This is a genomic window from Asticcacaulis sp., assembly GCA_024707255.1.
GTDB lineage: Bacteria > Pseudomonadota > Alphaproteobacteria > Caulobacterales > Caulobacteraceae > Asticcacaulis.
In genome coordinates, this window is record JANQAC010000002.1 from 130,297 (window position 1) to 149,169 (window position 18,873).

At 60.7% G+C, this 18,873-nt stretch carries 12 protein-coding genes and 2 pseudogenes; 7 read left to right on the top strand and 7 right to left on the bottom strand.

Annotated features, from left to right (window positions below; translation table 11 throughout):
* The first annotated feature begins 59 nt into the window (after nucleotides 1-59).
* From NVV72_11900 to NVV72_11910, 3 genes and pseudogenes are all read left to right on the top strand, one after another.
* Nucleotides 60-1,384, top strand: a pseudogene (locus NVV72_11900) (UDP-glucose/GDP-mannose dehydrogenase family protein).
* Between the two features lie 105 nt (nucleotides 1,385-1,489).
* Nucleotides 1,490-1,789: a hypothetical protein gene (locus NVV72_11905; protein ID MCR6659996.1), complete on the top strand. Its 300-nt coding sequence runs from the start codon at nucleotides 1,490-1,492 to the stop codon at nucleotides 1,787-1,789.
* A gap of 7 nt (nucleotides 1,790-1,796) precedes the next feature.
* On the top strand, nucleotides 1,797-2,222 hold the full coding sequence (locus NVV72_11910; protein MCR6659997.1) for a DUF1810 domain-containing protein: 426 nt from the start codon (nucleotides 1,797-1,799) through the stop codon (nucleotides 2,220-2,222).
* Nucleotides 2,223-2,228: 6 nt separating this feature from the next.
* On the opposite strand, the gene NVV72_11915 is transcribed toward NVV72_11910, so the two are convergent.
* From NVV72_11915 to NVV72_11935, 5 genes and pseudogenes are all read right to left on the bottom strand, one after another.
* The gene (locus NVV72_11915; GenBank protein MCR6659998.1) at nucleotides 2,229-3,287 is read right to left on the bottom strand and encodes a LacI family DNA-binding transcriptional regulator; all 1,059 of its coding nucleotides are present in this window, start codon (nucleotides 3,285-3,287) and stop codon (nucleotides 2,229-2,231) included.
* Nucleotides 3,288-4,872: pseudogene (locus NVV72_11920) on the bottom strand (tryptophan 7-halogenase). It lies immediately after the preceding gene.
* A gap of 453 nt (nucleotides 4,873-5,325) precedes the next feature.
* Nucleotides 5,326-6,186 carry a glycoside hydrolase family 16 protein gene (locus NVV72_11925; protein MCR6659999.1) on the bottom strand — a complete coding sequence of 287 codons (861 nt, stop codon included), beginning with the start codon at nucleotides 6,184-6,186 and terminating at the stop codon, nucleotides 5,326-5,328.
* An 85-nt stretch (nucleotides 6,187-6,271) separates the two neighbouring features.
* Nucleotides 6,272-7,423 (bottom strand): sodium:solute symporter, encoded by a 1,152-nt coding sequence (locus tag NVV72_11930; GenBank protein MCR6660000.1) that lies wholly within the window; start codon nucleotides 7,421-7,423, stop codon nucleotides 6,272-6,274.
* Nucleotides 7,360-7,878 carry a hypothetical protein gene (locus tag NVV72_11935; GenBank protein ID MCR6660001.1) on the bottom strand — a complete coding sequence of 173 codons (519 nt, stop codon included), beginning with the start codon at nucleotides 7,876-7,878 and terminating at the stop codon, nucleotides 7,360-7,362. The genes NVV72_11930 and NVV72_11935 overlap by 64 nt, the downstream gene beginning before the upstream one ends.
* A gap of 96 nt (nucleotides 7,879-7,974) precedes the next feature.
* On the opposite strand from NVV72_11935, the gene NVV72_11940 reads away from it, so the two are divergent.
* The 4 genes from NVV72_11940 to NVV72_11955 all read left to right on the top strand — a co-directional run bounded on the left by NVV72_11940 (nucleotide 7,975) and on the right by NVV72_11955 (nucleotide 14,063).
* Entirely contained in the window at nucleotides 7,975-8,502 is a 528-nt protein-coding gene (locus NVV72_11940) for a mismatch-specific DNA-glycosylase (protein MCR6660002.1), read from the top strand.
* A 47-nt stretch (nucleotides 8,503-8,549) separates the two neighbouring features.
* On the top strand, nucleotides 8,550-9,530 hold the full coding sequence (locus NVV72_11945; protein MCR6660003.1) for an NUDIX domain-containing protein: 981 nt from the start codon (nucleotides 8,550-8,552) through the stop codon (nucleotides 9,528-9,530).
* A 65-nt stretch (nucleotides 9,531-9,595) separates the two neighbouring features.
* Nucleotides 9,596-12,214 (top strand): glycoside hydrolase family 2 protein, encoded by a 2,619-nt coding sequence (locus tag NVV72_11950; protein MCR6660004.1) that lies wholly within the window; start codon nucleotides 9,596-9,598, stop codon nucleotides 12,212-12,214.
* A gap of 73 nt (nucleotides 12,215-12,287) precedes the next feature.
* Nucleotides 12,288-14,063 carry a DUF885 family protein gene (locus tag NVV72_11955; GenBank protein ID MCR6660005.1) on the top strand — a complete coding sequence of 592 codons (1,776 nt, stop codon included), beginning with the start codon at nucleotides 12,288-12,290 and terminating at the stop codon, nucleotides 14,061-14,063.
* 5 nt (nucleotides 14,064-14,068) lie between these two features.
* Here NVV72_11955 and NVV72_11960 read toward each other — a convergent pair whose 3' ends face one another.
* The gene (locus tag NVV72_11960) at nucleotides 14,069-15,589 is read right to left on the bottom strand and encodes a tryptophan 7-halogenase (protein ID MCR6660006.1); all 1,521 of its coding nucleotides are present in this window, start codon (nucleotides 15,587-15,589) and stop codon (nucleotides 14,069-14,071) included.
* Nucleotides 15,590-15,758: 169 nt separating this feature from the next.
* Nucleotides 15,759-18,647: a TonB-dependent receptor gene (locus NVV72_11965; protein MCR6660007.1), complete on the bottom strand. Its 2,889-nt coding sequence runs from the start codon at nucleotides 18,645-18,647 to the stop codon at nucleotides 15,759-15,761.
* Nucleotides 18,648-18,873 lie beyond the last annotated feature (226 nt).

The following is an 18,873-nucleotide window of genomic DNA, read 5'->3' on the forward strand; positions in this document are numbered from 1 at the left end:
GTTCGGCTCAAAGTTTTTGATGACTCGCTCCGTGGGTTTGGGCAAAGTAAGGTCGAAAAATGAAGATTACGATGATTGGCTCGGGCTATGTCGGCCTGGTTTCGGGTGTGTGTTTCGCCGAATTCGGCCATGATGTCGTCTGCATGGACCTGAATGCCGACAAGATCGAAGGGCTGAAGAAGGGCGTCATCCCGATCTTCGAGCCAGGTCTTGAGGAAATGACGCTGGATAACGTCAAGGCCGGCCGCCTGACCTTTACGACCGACATCAAGGAAGCCGTAGCCGGCGCCGAGGTGGTTTTCATCGGGGTGGGCACCCCGCCACACCCGGAAACCGGTCATGCCGATCTCAAATACGTCTATGCCGCCGCGCGCGATATCGCCCGCTCGGTGGAAGGGTTTACCGTCGTCGTCACCAAGTCGACCGTGCCGGTCGGCACCGGTGACGAGGTCGAGCGCATTATCCGCGAGACCAATCCGGACGCTGACGTGGCCGTGGTCTCCAATCCGGAATTCCTGCGTGAAGGCGCGGCGATCAAGGACTTCATGATCCCTAACCGCATCGTGGTCGGCATCGAGGATGAACGCGCCCGCCCGGTGATGACAGAGGTTTACCGCCCGCTGTTCATCAATCAGTCGCCGCTGATGTTCACCACGCGCCGCACCTCCGAACTGATCAAATACGCCGCCAACGCCTTTCTGGCGATGAAGATCACCTATATCAACGAAATGGCCGACCTGTGCGAAGCGGTGGGCGCCAATGTCAGGAAGTGGCGCGCGGCATCGGCCTCGATAACCGCATTGGCACCAAGTTCCTCCATGCCGGTCCGGGCTATGGCGGCTCGTGCTTCCCCAAAGACACCCTGGCCCTGGTCAAGACCGCACAGGATTTCGGCGCGCCGATCCGGCTGATCGAGACGACCGTGGAGATCAACGACGCCCGCAAGTCGAAGATGACGAAGAAGGTCATCAAGGCGCTGGGCGGCAGCGTCGCCGGCAAGACGGTGGCCGTGCTCGGCCTGACCTTCAAGCCGGAAACCGACGACATGCGCGATTCCCCGGCCATCACCATCATCGAGGAACTGGTCGAGGCTGGCGCCACCATCCGTGGCTTCGATCCGGAAGGCATGGAGAATGCCAGGGCCGTCCTGCCGCCGATTACCTATTGCGAAGGGGCCTATGACGCCGCCACCGGCGCTGACGCGGTGGTGATCGTCACCGAATGGAACGAGTTCCGCGGCCTGGACCTGAAGCGCATCAAGGCGGCCTTGAAATCACCGGTCCTGGTCGATCTGCGCAATATTTACCGTAAGGAAGAGGTGGCACGCCACGGCTTCACCTATTCGTCGATCGGCCGCCCGAGCGAGGATATCGCGGCCGGCTGAATTTTCAGACTGAAAATTTATAATGAACGCGATTGTATAAGGTCGTCGCGTGTGAAAGCGGCAATGGGGCAGACAGTAAATGTTTTGCAAACCCAGGAGGAAGCGATGACCGCCATTCCCGCTAGCCTTACGGCCACCGGCCAGGCCGACGCCGTTGAACTCACCCTTGCCGGCCTCAGGCAACATAGCCTGACCGAGACGGAAACCCGCGACGATATCCTGCTGTTGTTCGATATCGACCTGACAGTCGAGCAAGCGCGGCAGATGTCGGGTTATCTTACTCGCGTGCTGTCTACGGTGCGCGCCGGTGATATGTCGGCTGGCGACGCCGCCCGTGATATCCGCCAGGTGATGAGCCCGCTTTTACCCGACCAGCCAGTTCAGTATGAAATGAACCTGATCTGACCGGGCTGTGCGCCCTGACTACGATCTTGAACGCTTTGTCACCGCGCAGGCGCCGGTCTATGCGCAGGTGTTGACCGAACTGCGGGCTGGCCGCAAGTCCAGCCACTGGATGTGGTTCATCTTCCCTCAGTTATCCGGCCTTGGCCGCTCGGCGCAGGCCCAATATTACGGCATGTCAGGTCTGGCGGAGGCTGGGGCTTATCTGGACCATCCTGTCCTGGGAGAGCGCCTTCGTGCCTGTACCCGCATCGTCATCGACACGCAGGCGCCATCACTGCATCAGATATTCGGCACGCCGGATGACCTGAAGTTCTGTTCCAGCATGACGCTGTTTTCCAGAGCCGCTAAGGATGCCACACTTTTCGATGAAGCGCTTGAGCGGTGGTGTGACGGGGCGGACAATGCAACCCTGCGCCTGCTTGAAAGCGCCTGAATCCGATTAACGCTGGCGCAGTGGCGCCGTGGAGCCGCGCAGCACGATATCGTGCGGCAGAACCTGATGAGGCACCGGCGTCGGCCATTCCGAGGTACCGAGCGGCGACAGACGGGTAAACAGAAGATCGCCGGCCATGGCGCCCAGTCTCGGTACAGGCTGGCGAACCGTGGTCAGCGAGGGCCACAGCATTTCAGACGTCGGGATGTCGTCGAACCCGACGATCGAGCAGTCGTCCGGCAGGGTCAGGCCCATTTCATGCGCCACCTTGATGACGGCGACGGCCATTTCGTCATTGCAGGCAAATATGGCGGTCGGCGGCGCCTCGCGTTCCAGAAGTCGGCGGGCACAGGGAATGGTAGCGAAATAACGGAACTCGCCATCTTCTACCAGGCCGGGATCGACCTCCAGTCCTGCCTCCTTCAGGGCCTGGGCGTAGCCCTCAAAGCGATAGATGGTGGCGGCGTGATTGGGCAAACCGCGAATGAAAGCGATCCGCTTGTGACCATAGGTCAGGAGGTGCTGCGTCATCTGGTAGGCGGCACGCTTTTCATCGATGCGCACGCTCGGCAGGTGCGGGACTTCCGTTACCGGCGACACCCGGACATAGGGCACGCCGGCTTCATCGAGCACGCCCAGGACAATTTCATTGTCGGTCAGCGGCGCGGTCAGCACCGCACCGTCGAGCTTCAGGCGCCTGACCAGATCCTTGGCGCGGCGCTCAACATCGGGACTCTGGTAATCCAGTTCCTCGACGACGAGGTGATAACCGAAATAGCGGCAGCGCTCCATCAGGCCAAGCTGGATATCGTGGGTATAGAGCCCGCCGGCATCGCCATAGAGGTGGGCCACGACATAGGATTTTTCCGGCGCCAGGCTGCGCATACCGCGCGCCGATTCATTGGCCTCGAAGCCCAGTTGGGTGACCGCCTGGCGGACGCGGGTGCGCATGTCCGCTGAGACATGACGCTCATTATTGATGACGCGCGACACGGTCTTGATCGAAACCCCGGCCAGGCTGGCGACATCGATGATGGTCGGTTTACGGGTGATCGGATCGGGCATCTAGCGGCTCACGGAGATAAAGGGATCGGCGCGTTTGGGGGCGGGCGGCGCGGCAAAGCCATGCGCATAGACCTGGGTGATCAGGTCGCGGTGCGCGGGCAGATCGCGGATGGCGCCATCGGTAAAGGCGCGGATGCGGGTGAACGTCTTTTCGGCGGCCTCGGTGCGGCTGTGGATCGGCGCCCGGCCGCGGATGTCTGTCGGGTAGTTCATGCCGTAGAGGATGTACTGGTAGGACGAGGCGGCGAAGATATCGATATCGGTCAGGGTGTCGAAACGCGAGGGCGGTCGATATGCCCACATGGCCAGCAGGTGTCGCAGGTTTTCAGGAATGGTGGCCGGATCGGCATTGTCGCGCCAGAAGGCTTCCGGCCGCCGAGAAATGCAGTAATGCAGTTTCAGGAATTCGGCGGTCTTCTCATAGCGCTGGCGCATGCGTTCGTTGAACAGGCCCGCCGAGGCATCAGCCGGACCGGCGAAGGGAAAACAATCGACCAGCAGGCTGATGGCCACCTCGATCATCATGATGCCGGTGGCTTCCAGCGGTTCGTAGAAGCCGGCGGAAAGGCCGATGGCGCAGCAGTTTTTAACCCACTGGTCTTTGCGGTAGCCGGGATCAAAGCGGATCAGGCGCGGCTCCAGGCTGTCGACCCTGTCGCCGGCATGACGGCGCAGATAGGTGCGCAGGACCTCGCGCGCGCGGTCGTCCGAACTGTGGGCGCTGGAATAGACGTAACCGACGCCGCGCCGGCTATCGAGGCCGATGTCCCAGGTCCAGCCGGCCTCATGCGCCGTGGATATCGTATAGCTGGGAATGGCTTCCTGCGGGTCGGCATAGGGCAACTGGATCGCCAGGGCGCTGTCGGTCAGGAGCACGTCCCTGACCGAATGGAAGGGCGCGCCCAGCGCCTTGCCGATCAAAAGGGCGGCAAAACCTGTGCAGTCGATATAAAAGTCCGCATCCAGACGGCCGTGTTCGGGTGAAACGACAGCGGCAATGCCTTCAGGTCCAGTCTCGACACCGCTGATGCGACCCTGAAGATGGGTGACGCCATAGAGGCGGGCATATTTGGCGAGCAAATTACCGAACCGGCCGGCGTCGAAATGGTAGGCGTAGTTCATCCGGCCGCCGAAATAACCGCCTTCGTGCGTGCGCTTGGGGGCGCGGCCGGCCTCAGCCACGCGCTTTTGCAGGGTGACGGCCTCGGCGAAAGGCGCGCGCATGGCCGGATCCTGCAACAGCCAGTAGGGCAGCAGCCCGGCGCCATCGGTAAAATAGGGCGCCTCAAAGGGGTGGCTATAGCTCGTGCCCTGCGCTTCCCAGTCATCGAAACGAATGCCCTGCTTGAAGGTGGCCGAGCACTCGCGCAGGAATTCGGCCTCGTCTATGCCCGAGGGTTTGCAGGGTGGTGCGGATCGTCGGAATGCTGCCTTCTCCCACCCCCACCGTGCCGATATCGGGCGATTCGATCAGGGTGATCCGTGGCGCGCCGGACCCCTGGCCGAATACGCGCGCCAGATAGGCGGCGGTCATCCAGCCGGCCGTGCCGCCGCCGGCAATCAGGATGCGCGGTGAGGATGTCATGCAAGCCCCCCAAAGGACGATAGAAATGATGACAGGTGTGTGACGCTAACACGAGGCGAGGCGGAGGGCAAGCAATGGACAGGGCTGCGGGACAGGCTAAGAATTTGAACTGAAATAGAAAATTTCAGCCCCGGTTCGTGGTGGCTGTCATTCTGGCGTGGTCTGGTTGTCCTTGTGGACAGGGCAGCTTCGATAAGCCTATGAAAAATAGAAAATTTTTCTGTGATATTTATGCAAAAATTCAGTTATTTCAATAAATTGGTATTGTCTCGAAGACGTGGCGCTGACTGACAACATTGTCAGAATTCATTTACAGCCGGTCTTGCCGGGACTATGTGTTTCACGCGTCACAAGCCCCGGATAAAACCGGTCCGATGACCAGCGAAACGATCATCGGGCTGCCGGCATATCCGGAAAATACGCTTCCTGAGTTCCCGAGACTCAGGAAGCGATCTATTTCTGATAGACCCGCACATAGTCGATCTTGAACTGCCACGGCATGGTGCTGTCATCGACGCCGGTCTTGCCGCCGAAATCGCCACCGACTGCCAGGTTGAGGATCAGCTCATGCGGCCGGTCGAACGGCCAGGCGCCCTTGCCGGTGCCTTCGTTGCGGAAGCGGTAGTAGAAGCGGCCGTCTATGCCTTCCTTTATCTCGTCCGGCGTCCACAGCAGGCTGTAGGTATGCCACTGGCCACAGACGGCCGGCATGGTTTTGAGAACACCTTTCTGCGTGCCTTTGACGTGGTTGTAGAGGCCGGTATGGACGGTGTGGTAGATCGTGTCCGGGTTCCAGCCGACATATTCCATGATGTCAATCTCGCCGTCATCCGGCCATTTGAGCGCCTTGGTGGCCGGCAATTGCCAGATGGCGGGCCAGACGCCCAGGCCGCACGGCAGTTGTGCCCGCACCTCGACATAGCCGTATGTATAGGTCTTTTTCGACAGCAGGCGGGCGGAAGTATAGTGCTGGCCGCTCCAGTCCGACTTGTCTTTCAGGTCTTCCTTGCGGGCTTCGATAATCAGATTTCCGTCCTCGACACGGGAGTTTTCCGGCCGGGCGTCACTGTAATATTGCAGTTCGTGGTTGGCCCAGCCGTGCATGTTGGCGCCGGTGTCGTATGTCCACAGCCCCGCATCCGGCAGGCCCGGCGTGATGAATTCATCCGACCATTTCAGTGTGTAGCCGGCGGGTATGCCGCCCGCTTCGTCGATGGCCAGGGAATCGGTGGCCGGCGGTGTGGACGGATCGGCCTGGGCGGTCAGCGGCAGGATCAGGGCGAGCAGGGGCATGAAACGGGCAAGGGGCGACACGGGCGTCTCCTGTAAAAAGCGTTTGTTTTTTGTGTTTCGCTGATGCCTTTTCGGCTTATGGCGGCAGCCTAGCAGACGCCGCCGATTATGCAAACCAGATGACCACGGCTCCGGTCAGCAGCAGCAGGGCTACCGAAAGCACACGATAGTTCTGATACCATTTTACCGTCTTCAGGTGCGTCGTCTCCGCGCGCCAAACGTCCTTTGCGAACATCAGGTGGTTGACCGTGGCGGGATCGGGCGCGGGCGCCAAAAGGCTGCCGGCCAGCAGGGCGACGAAGGCGACCGCGAAAATGACGATAGCCGCCACGAGGAAATGCAGCGGCAGGAGGTGAAACGCGAAGGCGTCGATAAACAGGATCAGGCTGGTGATCGTGCCGGCCACCAGCCCGGCCGCGGCGCCGGCACGGTTGACCCGTTTGATGAACAGGCCGGCGATAAAGACGGCGGCGATCGGCGGCACGAAATAGCACAGCACCGCCTGGAGATACTTCCACAGGGTGTCCTGGAAATGGATGATCTGGGGCGTCCACAGGACGGAAATGACCATCAGGATCACCGTAATGGCCTGACCGGTGCGCACCAGTTGCACATCGGTCATGTCCGGTTTGAGCTTGCGGATAAAGTCCATGGTCAGCAGGGTCGAGGTCGAATTATAGATGCCGGAGAGGTTGGCCAGGATGGAGATCAGGCAGGCCGCCACGATTAACCCGATCAGGCCGTGGGGCATGATCTCGAAGACCATATGCGAGAAAACGCGATCAGGCTGCGGCAGGGCAGGAAAGAGCAGCAGGGCTGCGGCGCCCGGCAGGATGACCAGAAACAGGTTGGTCAGCTTGAGCGCCCCGCCCATCAGCGAGCCCCAGCGCCCGTGATCAAGTGATTTCGCCGCCAGAACGCGCTGGACCATGATCTGGTTGGTACACCAGAAATAAAAGCCGATCAGCGGCACGCCGGTGAGCAGGCCGGTCCACGGCATGTCCTTGTCATCCGCCGGCATGATCAGTTTGAGATGCGCGGGGTCGATGGCTTTCAGGGTATGGCTCCAGCCCGCGATCACATCGCCGCCGCCCACCGCCCGGAAGGTGAAGAAGGCGATGCCGGAGGCGACAATGACCATGACCACGCCCTGTATGCCTTCGACCATCAGGACGGCGCGCAGGCCGCCGGCGATCAGGAAGCCGCCGGCGAGGAGGGCCAGCAGCGCGCATACCTGCCACAGGGGCCAATCCGGCACCAGGATCTGGAACAGGATGGAGCCGGCGAACAGCCCCCCGCCGCATCGAGGAAAATGCCGAGCACGACCGACAGGCCGGACACATAGGTGCGCACGAACCGGCCGTAGCGCAGTTCGAGGAACTCCGGCACGGTGAAGACCTGCGATTTAATATAGGTGGGCAGGACGAAGGCGCAGAAAATGGTCAGCACAATGGCCGCCATCCATTCGTAGTTGAAGACGGAAATGCCGTGCGAATAGGCAGCACCCGTAAGGCCGACGAGTGAAGTGGCCGAGATGGTCGAGGCATAGAGCGCGAAGCCGATCTTCGGCCATGAGGCGGATTGCCCGGCCAGGAAATGTTCGCGGGCCTTGAGCTGCCGGTGGCGGTCAATCAGGCCGAACAACAGGAGCCCGCCGATATAGACGCCGAAGACGCCCAGATCGAGCCAACTCAGATTATGCGCCAGAGGCATGGTGTCCGCTTCCCCGTATTCTTTCGTTCAGCCTAGCGGAATTCACAAAGGGCGCAAGCCGGTGGTATAGGGGCTTCTCTTTGATGTGGAATTGAGATGGATAAGTCCGGCCCCCTGCCGCCCGGCCACGTACCCGACCTGCTGGCGCCGGGGCTGAAGGTCGTTTTCTGCGGCACGGCCCTGGGGCGCGTATCGGCTGAACAGCGGGCCTATTATGCCAATCCGGGCAACTTCTTCTGGCGGACCCTGCACAATACCGGCCTGACGCCTGAACGCTTGGCGCCGCAGGACTATGCCCGGCTGCTGGATTACGGCATCGGCCTGACCGACCTGTGCAAGGCGCATTTCGGCAATGACAATCAGCTTCCGCCGTGGGCGCTGGATGCAGTCGCCCTGCGCGAAAAGATCGAAAAGTACCAGCCTAAAATCCTGGCCTTTACCAGCAAGACCGGCGCCAGCGTACTCCTGGGTCGGCCGACCGGCCAAATCCCCCTGGGCTTTCAGCCGGAAACAGTCGGCGACACCCGCATCTGTGTTCTGCCGTCTCCCTCAGGGCAGGCGCGGATTTTCTGGAACCAAACGGCCTGGCAGGAGCTGGCCGATGCGGTAAAGACCTTTACCTGACCGCTGGAGAAGCCTAACCTTGCGTATGATCCCACGACAGGTGCCCCATGATCTACGAATTCCAGCATGGCGTTATCACGGGCGCTTTCGCGCCGCCCCTGGCTGGTGATCTGGCCCGGCTGGAAGAGGCTTTCCGGCGCTGCGGACATCTCCATATCGTCCTGACCGGCGCCGACCGGGCGCCGTCAACCCAGATGCCCTGGCCGGCCCACATGCGTGAGGCCATGCTGCGGGCGGCGCTGGGGCCGCTGGCGGATCGGGCCGATTTTTGCCATGCGCGCGATCATCTGTACCGGCCGGATCTACAGGGCAGTATCTGCGAACAGGTGACGGCACTTATGCCGGAAGATGGCGGCGGCTGGCTGGGCGCGGAAGACCTGTCGCATCCGCCGGCCGAGCCCGAAAGGGCCGAACAGGTGCGGGCTGGCTTTCTGCGCGATGGCCCGGACGCCATAGCCGGGCAGGTGCCAAAGGCGGTGCTGGAGATGCTGCGCGCCTATGCCAGCACGCCCGATTTCAACCGCCTGCGCGAGGAGCAGCTCTATATCGACGACTACAGGTTAAGCTGGGGCGTGGCGCCCTATCCGCCGATCTTCGTCACCTGCGACACCCTGATCCAGCATGGCCGTCACCTGCTTTTGATCAAGCGCGGCGGCCAGCCGGGCGCAGGGCTTTGGGCCCTGCCGGGCGGCTTTGTCGAGCCGGACGAAACCCTGCTGCAATCAGCGGTGCGCGAGGTGGCGGAGGAGACGCGCCTTGACCTGACGCCCGCCCATATCGCCGAACATCTGGTGGCGTCGCAGGTCTTTGATTATCCGAAACGATCGGCGCGCGGCCGCACAATCACCCACGCGTTCCATTTCCGTTTTCCGGAAGGGCCATTGCCGAAGGTCGAGGCGGCCGATGACGCCGCCGGCGCGCACTGGGTCGCCATCGATGATCTGGAAACCATGCGCGGCCAGATGTTCGAGGATCACGCCGATATTATCGAGTATTTCCGGCTGGAGGCTGAGGCGAAAAACGCGTGACGCGGTGGGGCGGCCTGTGTTACCCTGAATAAATATAACAAATATATTTATTCAGGGAGAAGACCATGCGCCGTAACACCCCGAACAGGCGTGCGCTGCTGAAAACCTCGGGCGCGGGACTGGGCCTGGTCCTGCTCGCCGGTCAGACGCAGGCGAAAACGGCAGCCGGGACGCCAATCGAACGGCGGCTTGATACCGGCTGGCAGATGCGCCAGGCTGGCAAGGACGACTGGATCGCGGCCACCGTGCCGGGAACAGTCCATACTGATCTTCTGGCGGCAGGCAGAATCGCCGATCCTTTCTACCGCACGAACGAACGCGACCAGCAGTGGATCGACAAGGTCGACTGGGAATACCGCACCACGCTGGATATCGACGCGAAGACCCTGGTGCAGGATCACATTGAACTGGTGTTCGAGGGCCTCGATACCTACGCCGACGTCTGGCTCAACGACGCGCTGGTGCTTTCAGCCGACAATATGTTCCGTGAATGGACGGCGGACATCAAGCCGCAGGCGAAGGCCGGTGCCAACGCCCTGCGCATCCTGTTCCGCTCGCCGATCGCCGAAGGGCTGAAGCGGCTCGATGCCCTGGGTTACAATCCGCCGGCGCCGAATGACCAGAGCGAAAACGGCGGCCTGGACGACAAGAAGGTGAGCGTATTCACCCGCAAGGCCGGTTATCATTATGGCTGGGACTGGGGACCGCGTTTTGTCTCCTCCGGCCTCTGGCGGCCGGTCACCCTGCGCGCCTGGAGCAGTGCCCGGATCAGCGATTTGCAGGTGGTGCAGGACAGCCTCACGACGGATGCGGCGGCCCTGACGATCGTGTTCGAGATCATGTCTGAGAAAGCCGGTCCGGCGGTCATCGACCTCAGCAGTGAGACGGATAGCGCCATCCGGGCCCGTCAGGCGGTCACGCTCGTCAAAGGCGTCAATACCTTGCCGCTGAAGGTGAACGTCAAACAGCCGAAACTGTGGTGGACCAACGGCCCGGGTGAGGCGCACCTTTACAGCCTGACCGGCCGGGTGGCCACCGCCAATGCCACCGACAGCCGGACCGTGACCACGGGCCTGCGCACGGTCAAGATCGTCCAGACGCCGGATGCCGATGGCCGCAGCTTCTATATCGAACTGAACGGCGTGCCGGTCTTTATGAAGGGCGCCAACTATATCCCCAATGACAGCTTCCTGCCGCGCGTGACGCATGAGGTCTATGACCGCGTCATGCAGTCGGCGGTCGATACCCATATGAACATGTTGCGTGTCTGGGGCGGCGGCACCTATGAGGACGATTATTTCTATGACCTGTGCGACCGCAACGGCATACTGGTCTGGCAGGACTTCATGTTCGCCTGCTCGATGTATCCGGGTGATGCAGCCTTCCTCGAAAACGTCCGGCAGGAGGCGATATATAATGTCCGCCGCCTGCGCAATCACCCGTCCATCGCCCTGTGGGTGGGCAATAACGAGATCGACGCCGCCTGGCAGAACGACGTGCCCGAAGGTGGCTGGGGCTGGAAGCAGAAATTCACGCAAAGCCAGCGCGACGAAATGTGGGCGGGCTACAAGGCGGTCTTCCTTGATATCCTGCCGAAGGTGGTGGCCGTACATGACGGCCAGCGCTTTTACTGGCCGTCCTCCCCGCAAGCCGCGTGGGACAAACATGCAGATTTATCGCAACCGAAGCAGTCCGGCGATATCCATTACTGGGATGTCTGGTGGGGCCAGAAGCCCTTTGCCGATTACCGTACTCGCATCGGCCGCTTCATGAGCGAATACGGCTTCCAGTCCTTCCCGGAATTCAGGACGGTGCAGAGCTACACGAAGCCGGAGGATTACGACATCTTTTCCGAAGTCATGGCGGCACACCAACGGTCCTCGATCGGCAATGGCACGATCAAGAATTACATGCAGCGCGACTATGCCGTGCCCGGGGATTTCCAGCAATTCCTCTATGTCGGGCAGGTCTTGCAGGCCGAGGGTATCAAGGTGGCGATGGAAGCCCACCGCGCACGTATGCCATACTGCATGGGCTCGCTGTTCTGGCAGATCAATGACTGCTGGCCGGTCGCTTCTTGGAGCAGCATCGACTATTTTGGCCGCTGGAAGGCTCAGCAGTATTTCGCCCGCAAGGCGTTCGCGCCGGTGCTGGTGTCGCCGGTGCTGGAGGGCGACAAGGTCACCATTACCGTGGTCAGCGACCATCAGAAGGACATGGCGGCCACACTTGAAATCAGGACGATGGATTTCAAGGGGGAGGGCGGGCGCATCCAGACCGTACCGCTCAGGCTCAAAGCCAATCGTGCCGAGGCCGTCTTTACCGGCAATGTGGCGGGCCTTCCGAATGGCCTGACGCCGGAAAACGCCCTGCTGCATGTCCGGCTTATGGACGCAGACCAGTTGCTGTCGGAGAACATTGTCTACTTCAAGCCGGTCAAGGATCTGGCCCTGCCGAAACCCGCGATCGAAAGGCGGGTGAAGCCGCTTGATGGTGCGGTGGCCGTCACAGTCACTTCGCCGGTTTTGGTCAAGAACCTGTGCCTGAGTTTCGAGGGGCATGATGGGGTGTTCAGCGATAACTTCTTTGATCTGCTGCCGGGCCAGACGCGGATCATTACCTTTACCCCGCGTGGATCGCTTCCGGGGGGGGCCGATCTCACCCTGCGGCATATGATGTCGTAAAGCCTGAAATTAGAAGTTGCCATCGCAATGCGGCAGGGGGCATGGTCGCTTCTTACCTTTTAGAGGACCGCCCATGCCCGTTTCTCGTTTTGCGCTCGCCCTTTGTCTGTCCCTGTCTCTGGCCGTGCCCATGATCGCGGGCGCCGCGCCGGCATTTGCAGAGGCGTCCGACGATCAGTTCAAGGCGATCTACACCACCGAGTGGGCCTGGCGGCAATCGCTGCAACAGACCGACGAGAACAATGTCAATGCCGGCGTGGCCGCGCACCTGCCCGATGTCAGCGCGGCGGCGCAAATGAAGCAACTGGCCTACTGGCAGGATGTGGAAGCGAAGCTGGCCGCCATCGATACCAAAAGCCTGTCAGCGGAAAACCAGGTCAATTATCAGGTTTACAAGGCGCAGATCGACGGGCTGGTGGCCGCAAAGCAATTCCGCGAATATGAAAAGCCGGTCAATTCCGACAGCAGTTTCTGGGCCGACCTGACCTATATTACCGAAAGCGATTTCCATACCGAGGCCGATTACCGCAACTATATCGGCCAGCTTTCCGACATGCCGCGCTATTTCGATCAGCAGATCGTCAACATGAAGGCGGGGCTGAAGCGTCATTTCACCGCGCCGCAGGTGACGCTGGAAGGCCGCGACGCCTCGATCCGCACGGTGATCGATGTCAAAAAACCGGAGGACAGCGTCTATTACAAGCCGTTCGTGACCATGCCCGCCAGCATACCGGCGGCAAAACAGGCCGAATTGCGCGCCGCGGCGGTCAAGGCCATCACAGATGCGGTGATCCCGGCGCACAAGACGCTTCTGGTTTTCTTTGATACGGACTATGTACCGCACGCGCAGGTGGCGCTGGGCGCCAGCGAATTGCCCGACGGCAAGGCCTATTACCAGTCCAAGATCCGCGAATTCACCACTCTGGACATGCCGCCGTCGCAGATTCACCAGTTGGGTCTCGACCAGATGGCCCTCATCCGCGCCCAGATGCTGGAGGTGATGAAGGAGGTCGACTTTAAGGGCGACCTGCCGGCCTTCCTGAAATACCTGCGCACCGATCCGAAATTCTATGCCAAGACGCCTCAAGGTCTGCTCGACCGCGCCGCCTGGATCGCCAAGACCTTCGATGGCAAGGCGTCGCAATATTTCGGTCGGCTGCCGCGAAGCCGTTTCGCCATCGTGCCGGTGGCGCCCGAAATCGCGCCCTATTATACCTCAGGTCGCGGCGGGCCGGGCGCCTATTATGTCAATACCTACGACCTGCCGTCGCGGCCGCTGTTCCAGCTTACAGCGCTGACCCTGCATGAATCGGCGCCGGGCCATGCCTTCCAGATGCCGCTGGCTCTGGAAAACAAATCCCTGCCGGAATTCCGTCAGAAAACCTATATCTCGGCCTATGGCGAGGGCTGGGCGCTCTATTCGGAATATCTCGGTGTCGAAATGGGCATGTATGACACGCCCTATGATCGTTTTGGCTACCTGAGCTACCAGGCGTGGCGGGCGTCGCGGCTGGTGGTCGATACCGGCATTCACTCAATGGGCTGGACGCGTGAGCAGGCCCGCCAGTACCTGCGCGACAACACCGCCCTGTCCGAACACGAGATCGATACCGAGGTTGACCGCTATATCTCATGGCCCGGTCAGGCACTGAGCTATTATCTCGGCGAAATGGCCATCCGTGACGCGCGCGTAAAAGCCGAAAAGGCGCTGGGCGACAAATTCAATATTCGCGCCTTCCACGATGCCGTGCTCGAACTGGGGTCAGTGCCCCTGCCGGTTCTGACAGCGCATATAGACGCCTTTATCGCCAAAGGGGGCGTGGGGCCATACCCGGACGAGGAGAAATAGCCAGATCAGGCCGTTTTCATGAAATTCTCCGACGGACAATGTTTTGCAATGAATTCGGCATGTGAAGGCACCTGTGTCACGACCCGTTTGATGCCTTCCCGGCGCTTCTGCATCAGGGCGTCCAGGGTCTCAAGCGGGATACGGTCGGTCAGAGGGTCATAGGCTGCCGCTCTCACCCCGTGACCATGGTAGATCGAAATCCATGACGGTTCGTGGAAATGATCAAATTTGCGCACCAGAACCTCGCCGCGCCGCTTGTAGAGCTCCAGCTTCCATTGCAGATCGTCAGGGATCGGCATGTTCGCGCAGTAGCGCCACAACTCGCCGTCACGGCTGTTCAGGCGGTAATGGGCGATGATGAAATCGCGGACATAGTCATAGGAGGCCTGATTGCGCAGATTGTATTCGTCCCGCAGATAGGGGTCTATGTCCCTGGCTGGGAACAGTTCCAGCAGGCGAATGGCCGCATTCTGGATAAAGTTGATAGAGGTCGATTCCAGCGGTTCGAGGAAGCCGGTGGCCAGCCCGACGGCGACGCAGTTCTTTTCCCAATAAGCCTTGCGATGGCCGGTCTTGAAGCGGATCAGCATCGGGTCTTTCAGCGGCGGCGCATCCAGATTTTGCATGAGCGTATCGAGTGCAGCCTGTTCACTGATGTGGCTCGATGAAAAGACATGGCCGTTGCCGGTGCGATGCTGCAGCGGGATGCGCCACTGCCAGCCGGCTTCGCGGGCGGTGGAGCGCGTGAACGGCGTCAGGTGGGGTGAGGCTGGTTTCGCCGTCGGCACGGCCCAGGCGCGATCGACCGGCAGGTAGTGCGACCAGTCGACGAACGGCACGCCCAGCGCTTCACCCAGCAGCAGGGCACGGAAACCGGTGCAGTCGATGAACAGGTCGGCGGTCTCGACCCGGCCATCATCAAGGGTCAGGCTGTCGATATAGCCGTCCTCGCCGCGCAGATTGACATGGCTGATCTTTGCATTGAGACGGCGCACACCGCGCTGCTCGCAATGCTGGCGCAGGAAACGCGCATAGAGGCCGGCGTCAAAGTGGAACGCGTAGGAATAGTCGTGCATCGGCGAGCGCGGGTCGGGATTGGGCGGGAAGAACTTGCCCGCATAGGCCATCTGGGTGCCGACGCTGTAGGCTTCCAGTGGCGTCGGATCACCCGCCAGGTTGAGGCGGCGCCAGATCTGGTGCGCGGCAATCCCCTCGTGCGTGCCGCCGTAATCACCGAACGGGTGGAAGTATCGATTGCCTTCGTGTCCCCAGCCCTGAAATTCGATGCCGAGCTTGAAGGTGGCTTCGGTGGCGCGGATAAAGCTCGCCTCATCAATGCCGACATGTTCATTGAACAGACGGATGGTCGGAATGGTGGCCTCGCCGACACCGATCGTGCCGATGTCTTCCGATTCGATCAGCAGGATTTCGACGGCCTGAGCCAGGCCCGTGCGCAGGGCGGCAGCGGTCATCCAGCCGGCCGTGCCGCCACCAGCGATGATGATCTTGCGAATTGGTTCAGCCATGCACGTTTCCCCGGTTTTTGGACTGTGGCGACCGTCTTATAGCAGCAAAACAGGGCCTGACATAAAAAGCCCCTCCCGGTGAAACCGGAAGGGGCAGAGAGAAGCAAACTTCAGGGAGGCGGCGCCGGCGGAAAGTCTCGGGACCGCCGGCGCCGGGAAGCTGCCGTCTTTAGAACAGGCCGCGCAGGACGACCGAGATACGGCGGTCGGTCTTGATGGCCGAGTACCACTGGGTTTCCAGCGGCGCGGTCAGATCGCTCGACACCAGTTGGGTGGTGGTCGAGTGTGTCAGGTTCACGGCACGGACGCCGATCTTGTAGTTCGGGTTGATCGTGTAGAAGATCGAGCCGTCGAGCTGGCCGTAATCATCCGCCCACAGCGGACGGTTCACGTTGGCCGCCGAGGTGGTGTAGAGGTACTTGGAGCGCCAGTTGTAGGCCAGGCGCGCCGAGATGCCGTATTTTTCATACATCAGGGCAACATTGTAGCTGTCCGGGGACATGCCTTCCAGCGGCAGGGCGTTGAGGGCGCTGCCATCGACCGATCCGGAGTTACGACCGCCCGACGAGTCGATATGCGTGTAGTTGGCTTGCATACCCAGGCCGTTGAACGGCGCCGGCAGGAAGTCGTAGAACTGCTGATAGGCGACTTCGAAACCATCGACCTTGCCATCGACCGTGCCGTTGAAGCGGCGGGTGACATCGTAGGTGAAGGTCTGGCCGTTGCTGGTATAGGTTTCGGCGCGCGTACCATTATAGATGTAGTTGGTGAGATCCTTTTTGAACAGGTCGAGCGTGAAGCTGCCGGTCGGGGCGAAGTACCATTCCGCCGTCAGGTCATACTGGTTGGCCTCGATCGGTTTCAGATTCGGGTTACCGCCGGTACCGGTATATTTGGGCTCGCTGCCCGGAGCGTAGGATATGCCGAAGGTCGGGTTGCCGTTGGTGTCCGTGCCGGTGGAATAGCTGTTGAACGTATAGCCGAGCGAAGTGTAGGGGCTGAGCCAGGCCAGTTCCGGACGGACTATGCCCTTGGAGGCGGCAAAGCGGAACTGGAGTTGATCATTCCATTTCATGCGCACGTTCAGGCTCGGCAGGGTATTGGTATAGTCCTGCGAACCACCATAGGCCTGGCCGAGAGTACCAAATGCCACGGCGGCGTTATAGTCGGTACAGTTTTCCGTACATGTGCCGGCGATATTCGGCAGGGTTGCCGAGATAAAGCTGTTGCCGGTGGCTTCGGTCTTCACGATGCGGACACCGAAATTACCATCGACCGTGTGGCCGCTGATTTCACCACCAAATTTGGCGTTGATGTAAGCGGCAGTTGTTTTCTCGTTCTGCGTGTTCAGACCGCCGCTGGCGGCATAGGTCGACCAGTCGTCGCTGAGTGGCTTCCAGCCCCAGGAGGCCGTGTTGGCCATCGCCAGAAGCTGGGCTGTCGTGGCGGTGCCGCGATTGACGATCGAGGCTTCCGGGAAGACGACCGAGCCGGGGACCGGGACATCACCATTCATGAAGTTGCTGAAATCGCGCACTTCATATGTACCGGAACCGGTATTAGTGGTTGATTGCGGATCGCCGGCATTGCCCCAGTACTGAGAAGACAGGAAGCCCCAGTTATAGCCGGACTGCCGGGTGTTGTAATCCTTGTCGGTGGTGCGGACACCGAACTTGAAGCTCTTGAGCCAACCGGCGTCGAGTTGATAATCGCCATCGATACGGGCGGCGATTTCCTTGCCATCATTCTGTTCAATATGGTCCATCGCCGCAGCCCACCAGTATTGAGACGCGTCGGCGGTATCCTTGCCGGAAACGCTGATCACGGGCAGATCACCCGAAATATCAATCGTGGCGTCGGGCTTGTCGGCGGCGGTTTGACCGATCTGCAGGAAGGCGGTGTTTGACAGGACATGTGCTGTGGACTTCACATACTGCACATCTCCGGCCAGGGTCAGGCGGTCATTGACATTCCAGCGGGCGTGCAGCGACACATCAGTCGTTTCATTATGGTCTTCGCCATAGCGCGTGTTCGAGGTTATGCCGGCTTGTTTGACCGTGCCGCTCTTGAAGACGCCGTTGGAGTCATACTGATAGGTTGCCATGGAGTCGGCCGAAGAGAATTCGCCGCTGTCGTTATAGAAGCCGACATTATATTCGGTGTTCTTCGGCTCCGCCTTGGCGTTCAGGACCGATAGAGTGAATTCCAGATCATCGCTCGGACGCCATTGCAGGGCACCGTTGATCGCCGTGCGCTTCTGGTTCCAGTCGATGGTACGCCAGCCCATGGTATTGGGGATCAGTTTGTCGCCAACCTGATTGTAGCGGTCAACGGCAATGACATTCGTCATATTGCCTTCATTGACCAGCGAGTAGTTCAGCAGGGCGCCGACTTCACCGATCGAGGTGTTCCAGCGGTTGGAATAGAGGGCGCTGAGCGAATAGTGGTTTTTCTTTTGCAGGTCGCCTTGCGTGGCGTCCGCCGTGAAGGCGATGATCGGCTTCTTCGAGTCAAACGGCAGGCGGGTGCGCAGGTTGACCGTGCCGCCGATGCCGCCTTCGATCATGTCGGCCGAGGGGTTCTTATAGACGTCAACGCCGGCCAGCAGGTCGGAGGACACATCGCCCCACGAGAGGCCGCGGCCGTTCTTGGCGGAGAAGATGTCGCGGCCGTTGGTTTCCGAACGGACCCAGGCCAGGCCGCGGATTTCGACGCCGCCGGCTTCAGCCGTCATGCGGATCGGGTCATTGGCTTCGGCGGCGCGCTGGATGGTGACGCCGGAAATGCGTTGCAGGGCGTCGGCCACCGAACGATCCGGCAGGGCGCCGATATCGACGGCGGTGACCGAATCCACGATCACGTCCGAGTCCTTCTTGATCTTTTGCGCGCTCTTGAGCTGGGCGCGCTGGCCGGTCACGATGATGACCGTGTCGTCAGCCGGGGCGGCGGCAGGCGCGGCGTCCTGTGCGTGGGCGATGGCGCCGAGGGCCAGCGTGCCGAGAACGGCCATGGAGGCGGTTCCCATCAGCAGGCCCAGTTTCTTTTTAGTCGTCGTCATTAAACGTCTCCCTGGAGTGAACAGCCGCGCGCTTTCCGAACGCGGCATAAGCGGAACTGACAAGACGGGAGAACGGCCCACGGCGTGGCGACCGCGTGCATATAAAACATTGTTTAAATGTAAAAACGCTGAAACGTGACAATAAGGCCCGTATGAGCGTTTCGCCAATCCTTACGTTCTTTCCCAACTTGTTTGATACGATACTCGCCGGCGGACTCGGTGTGTG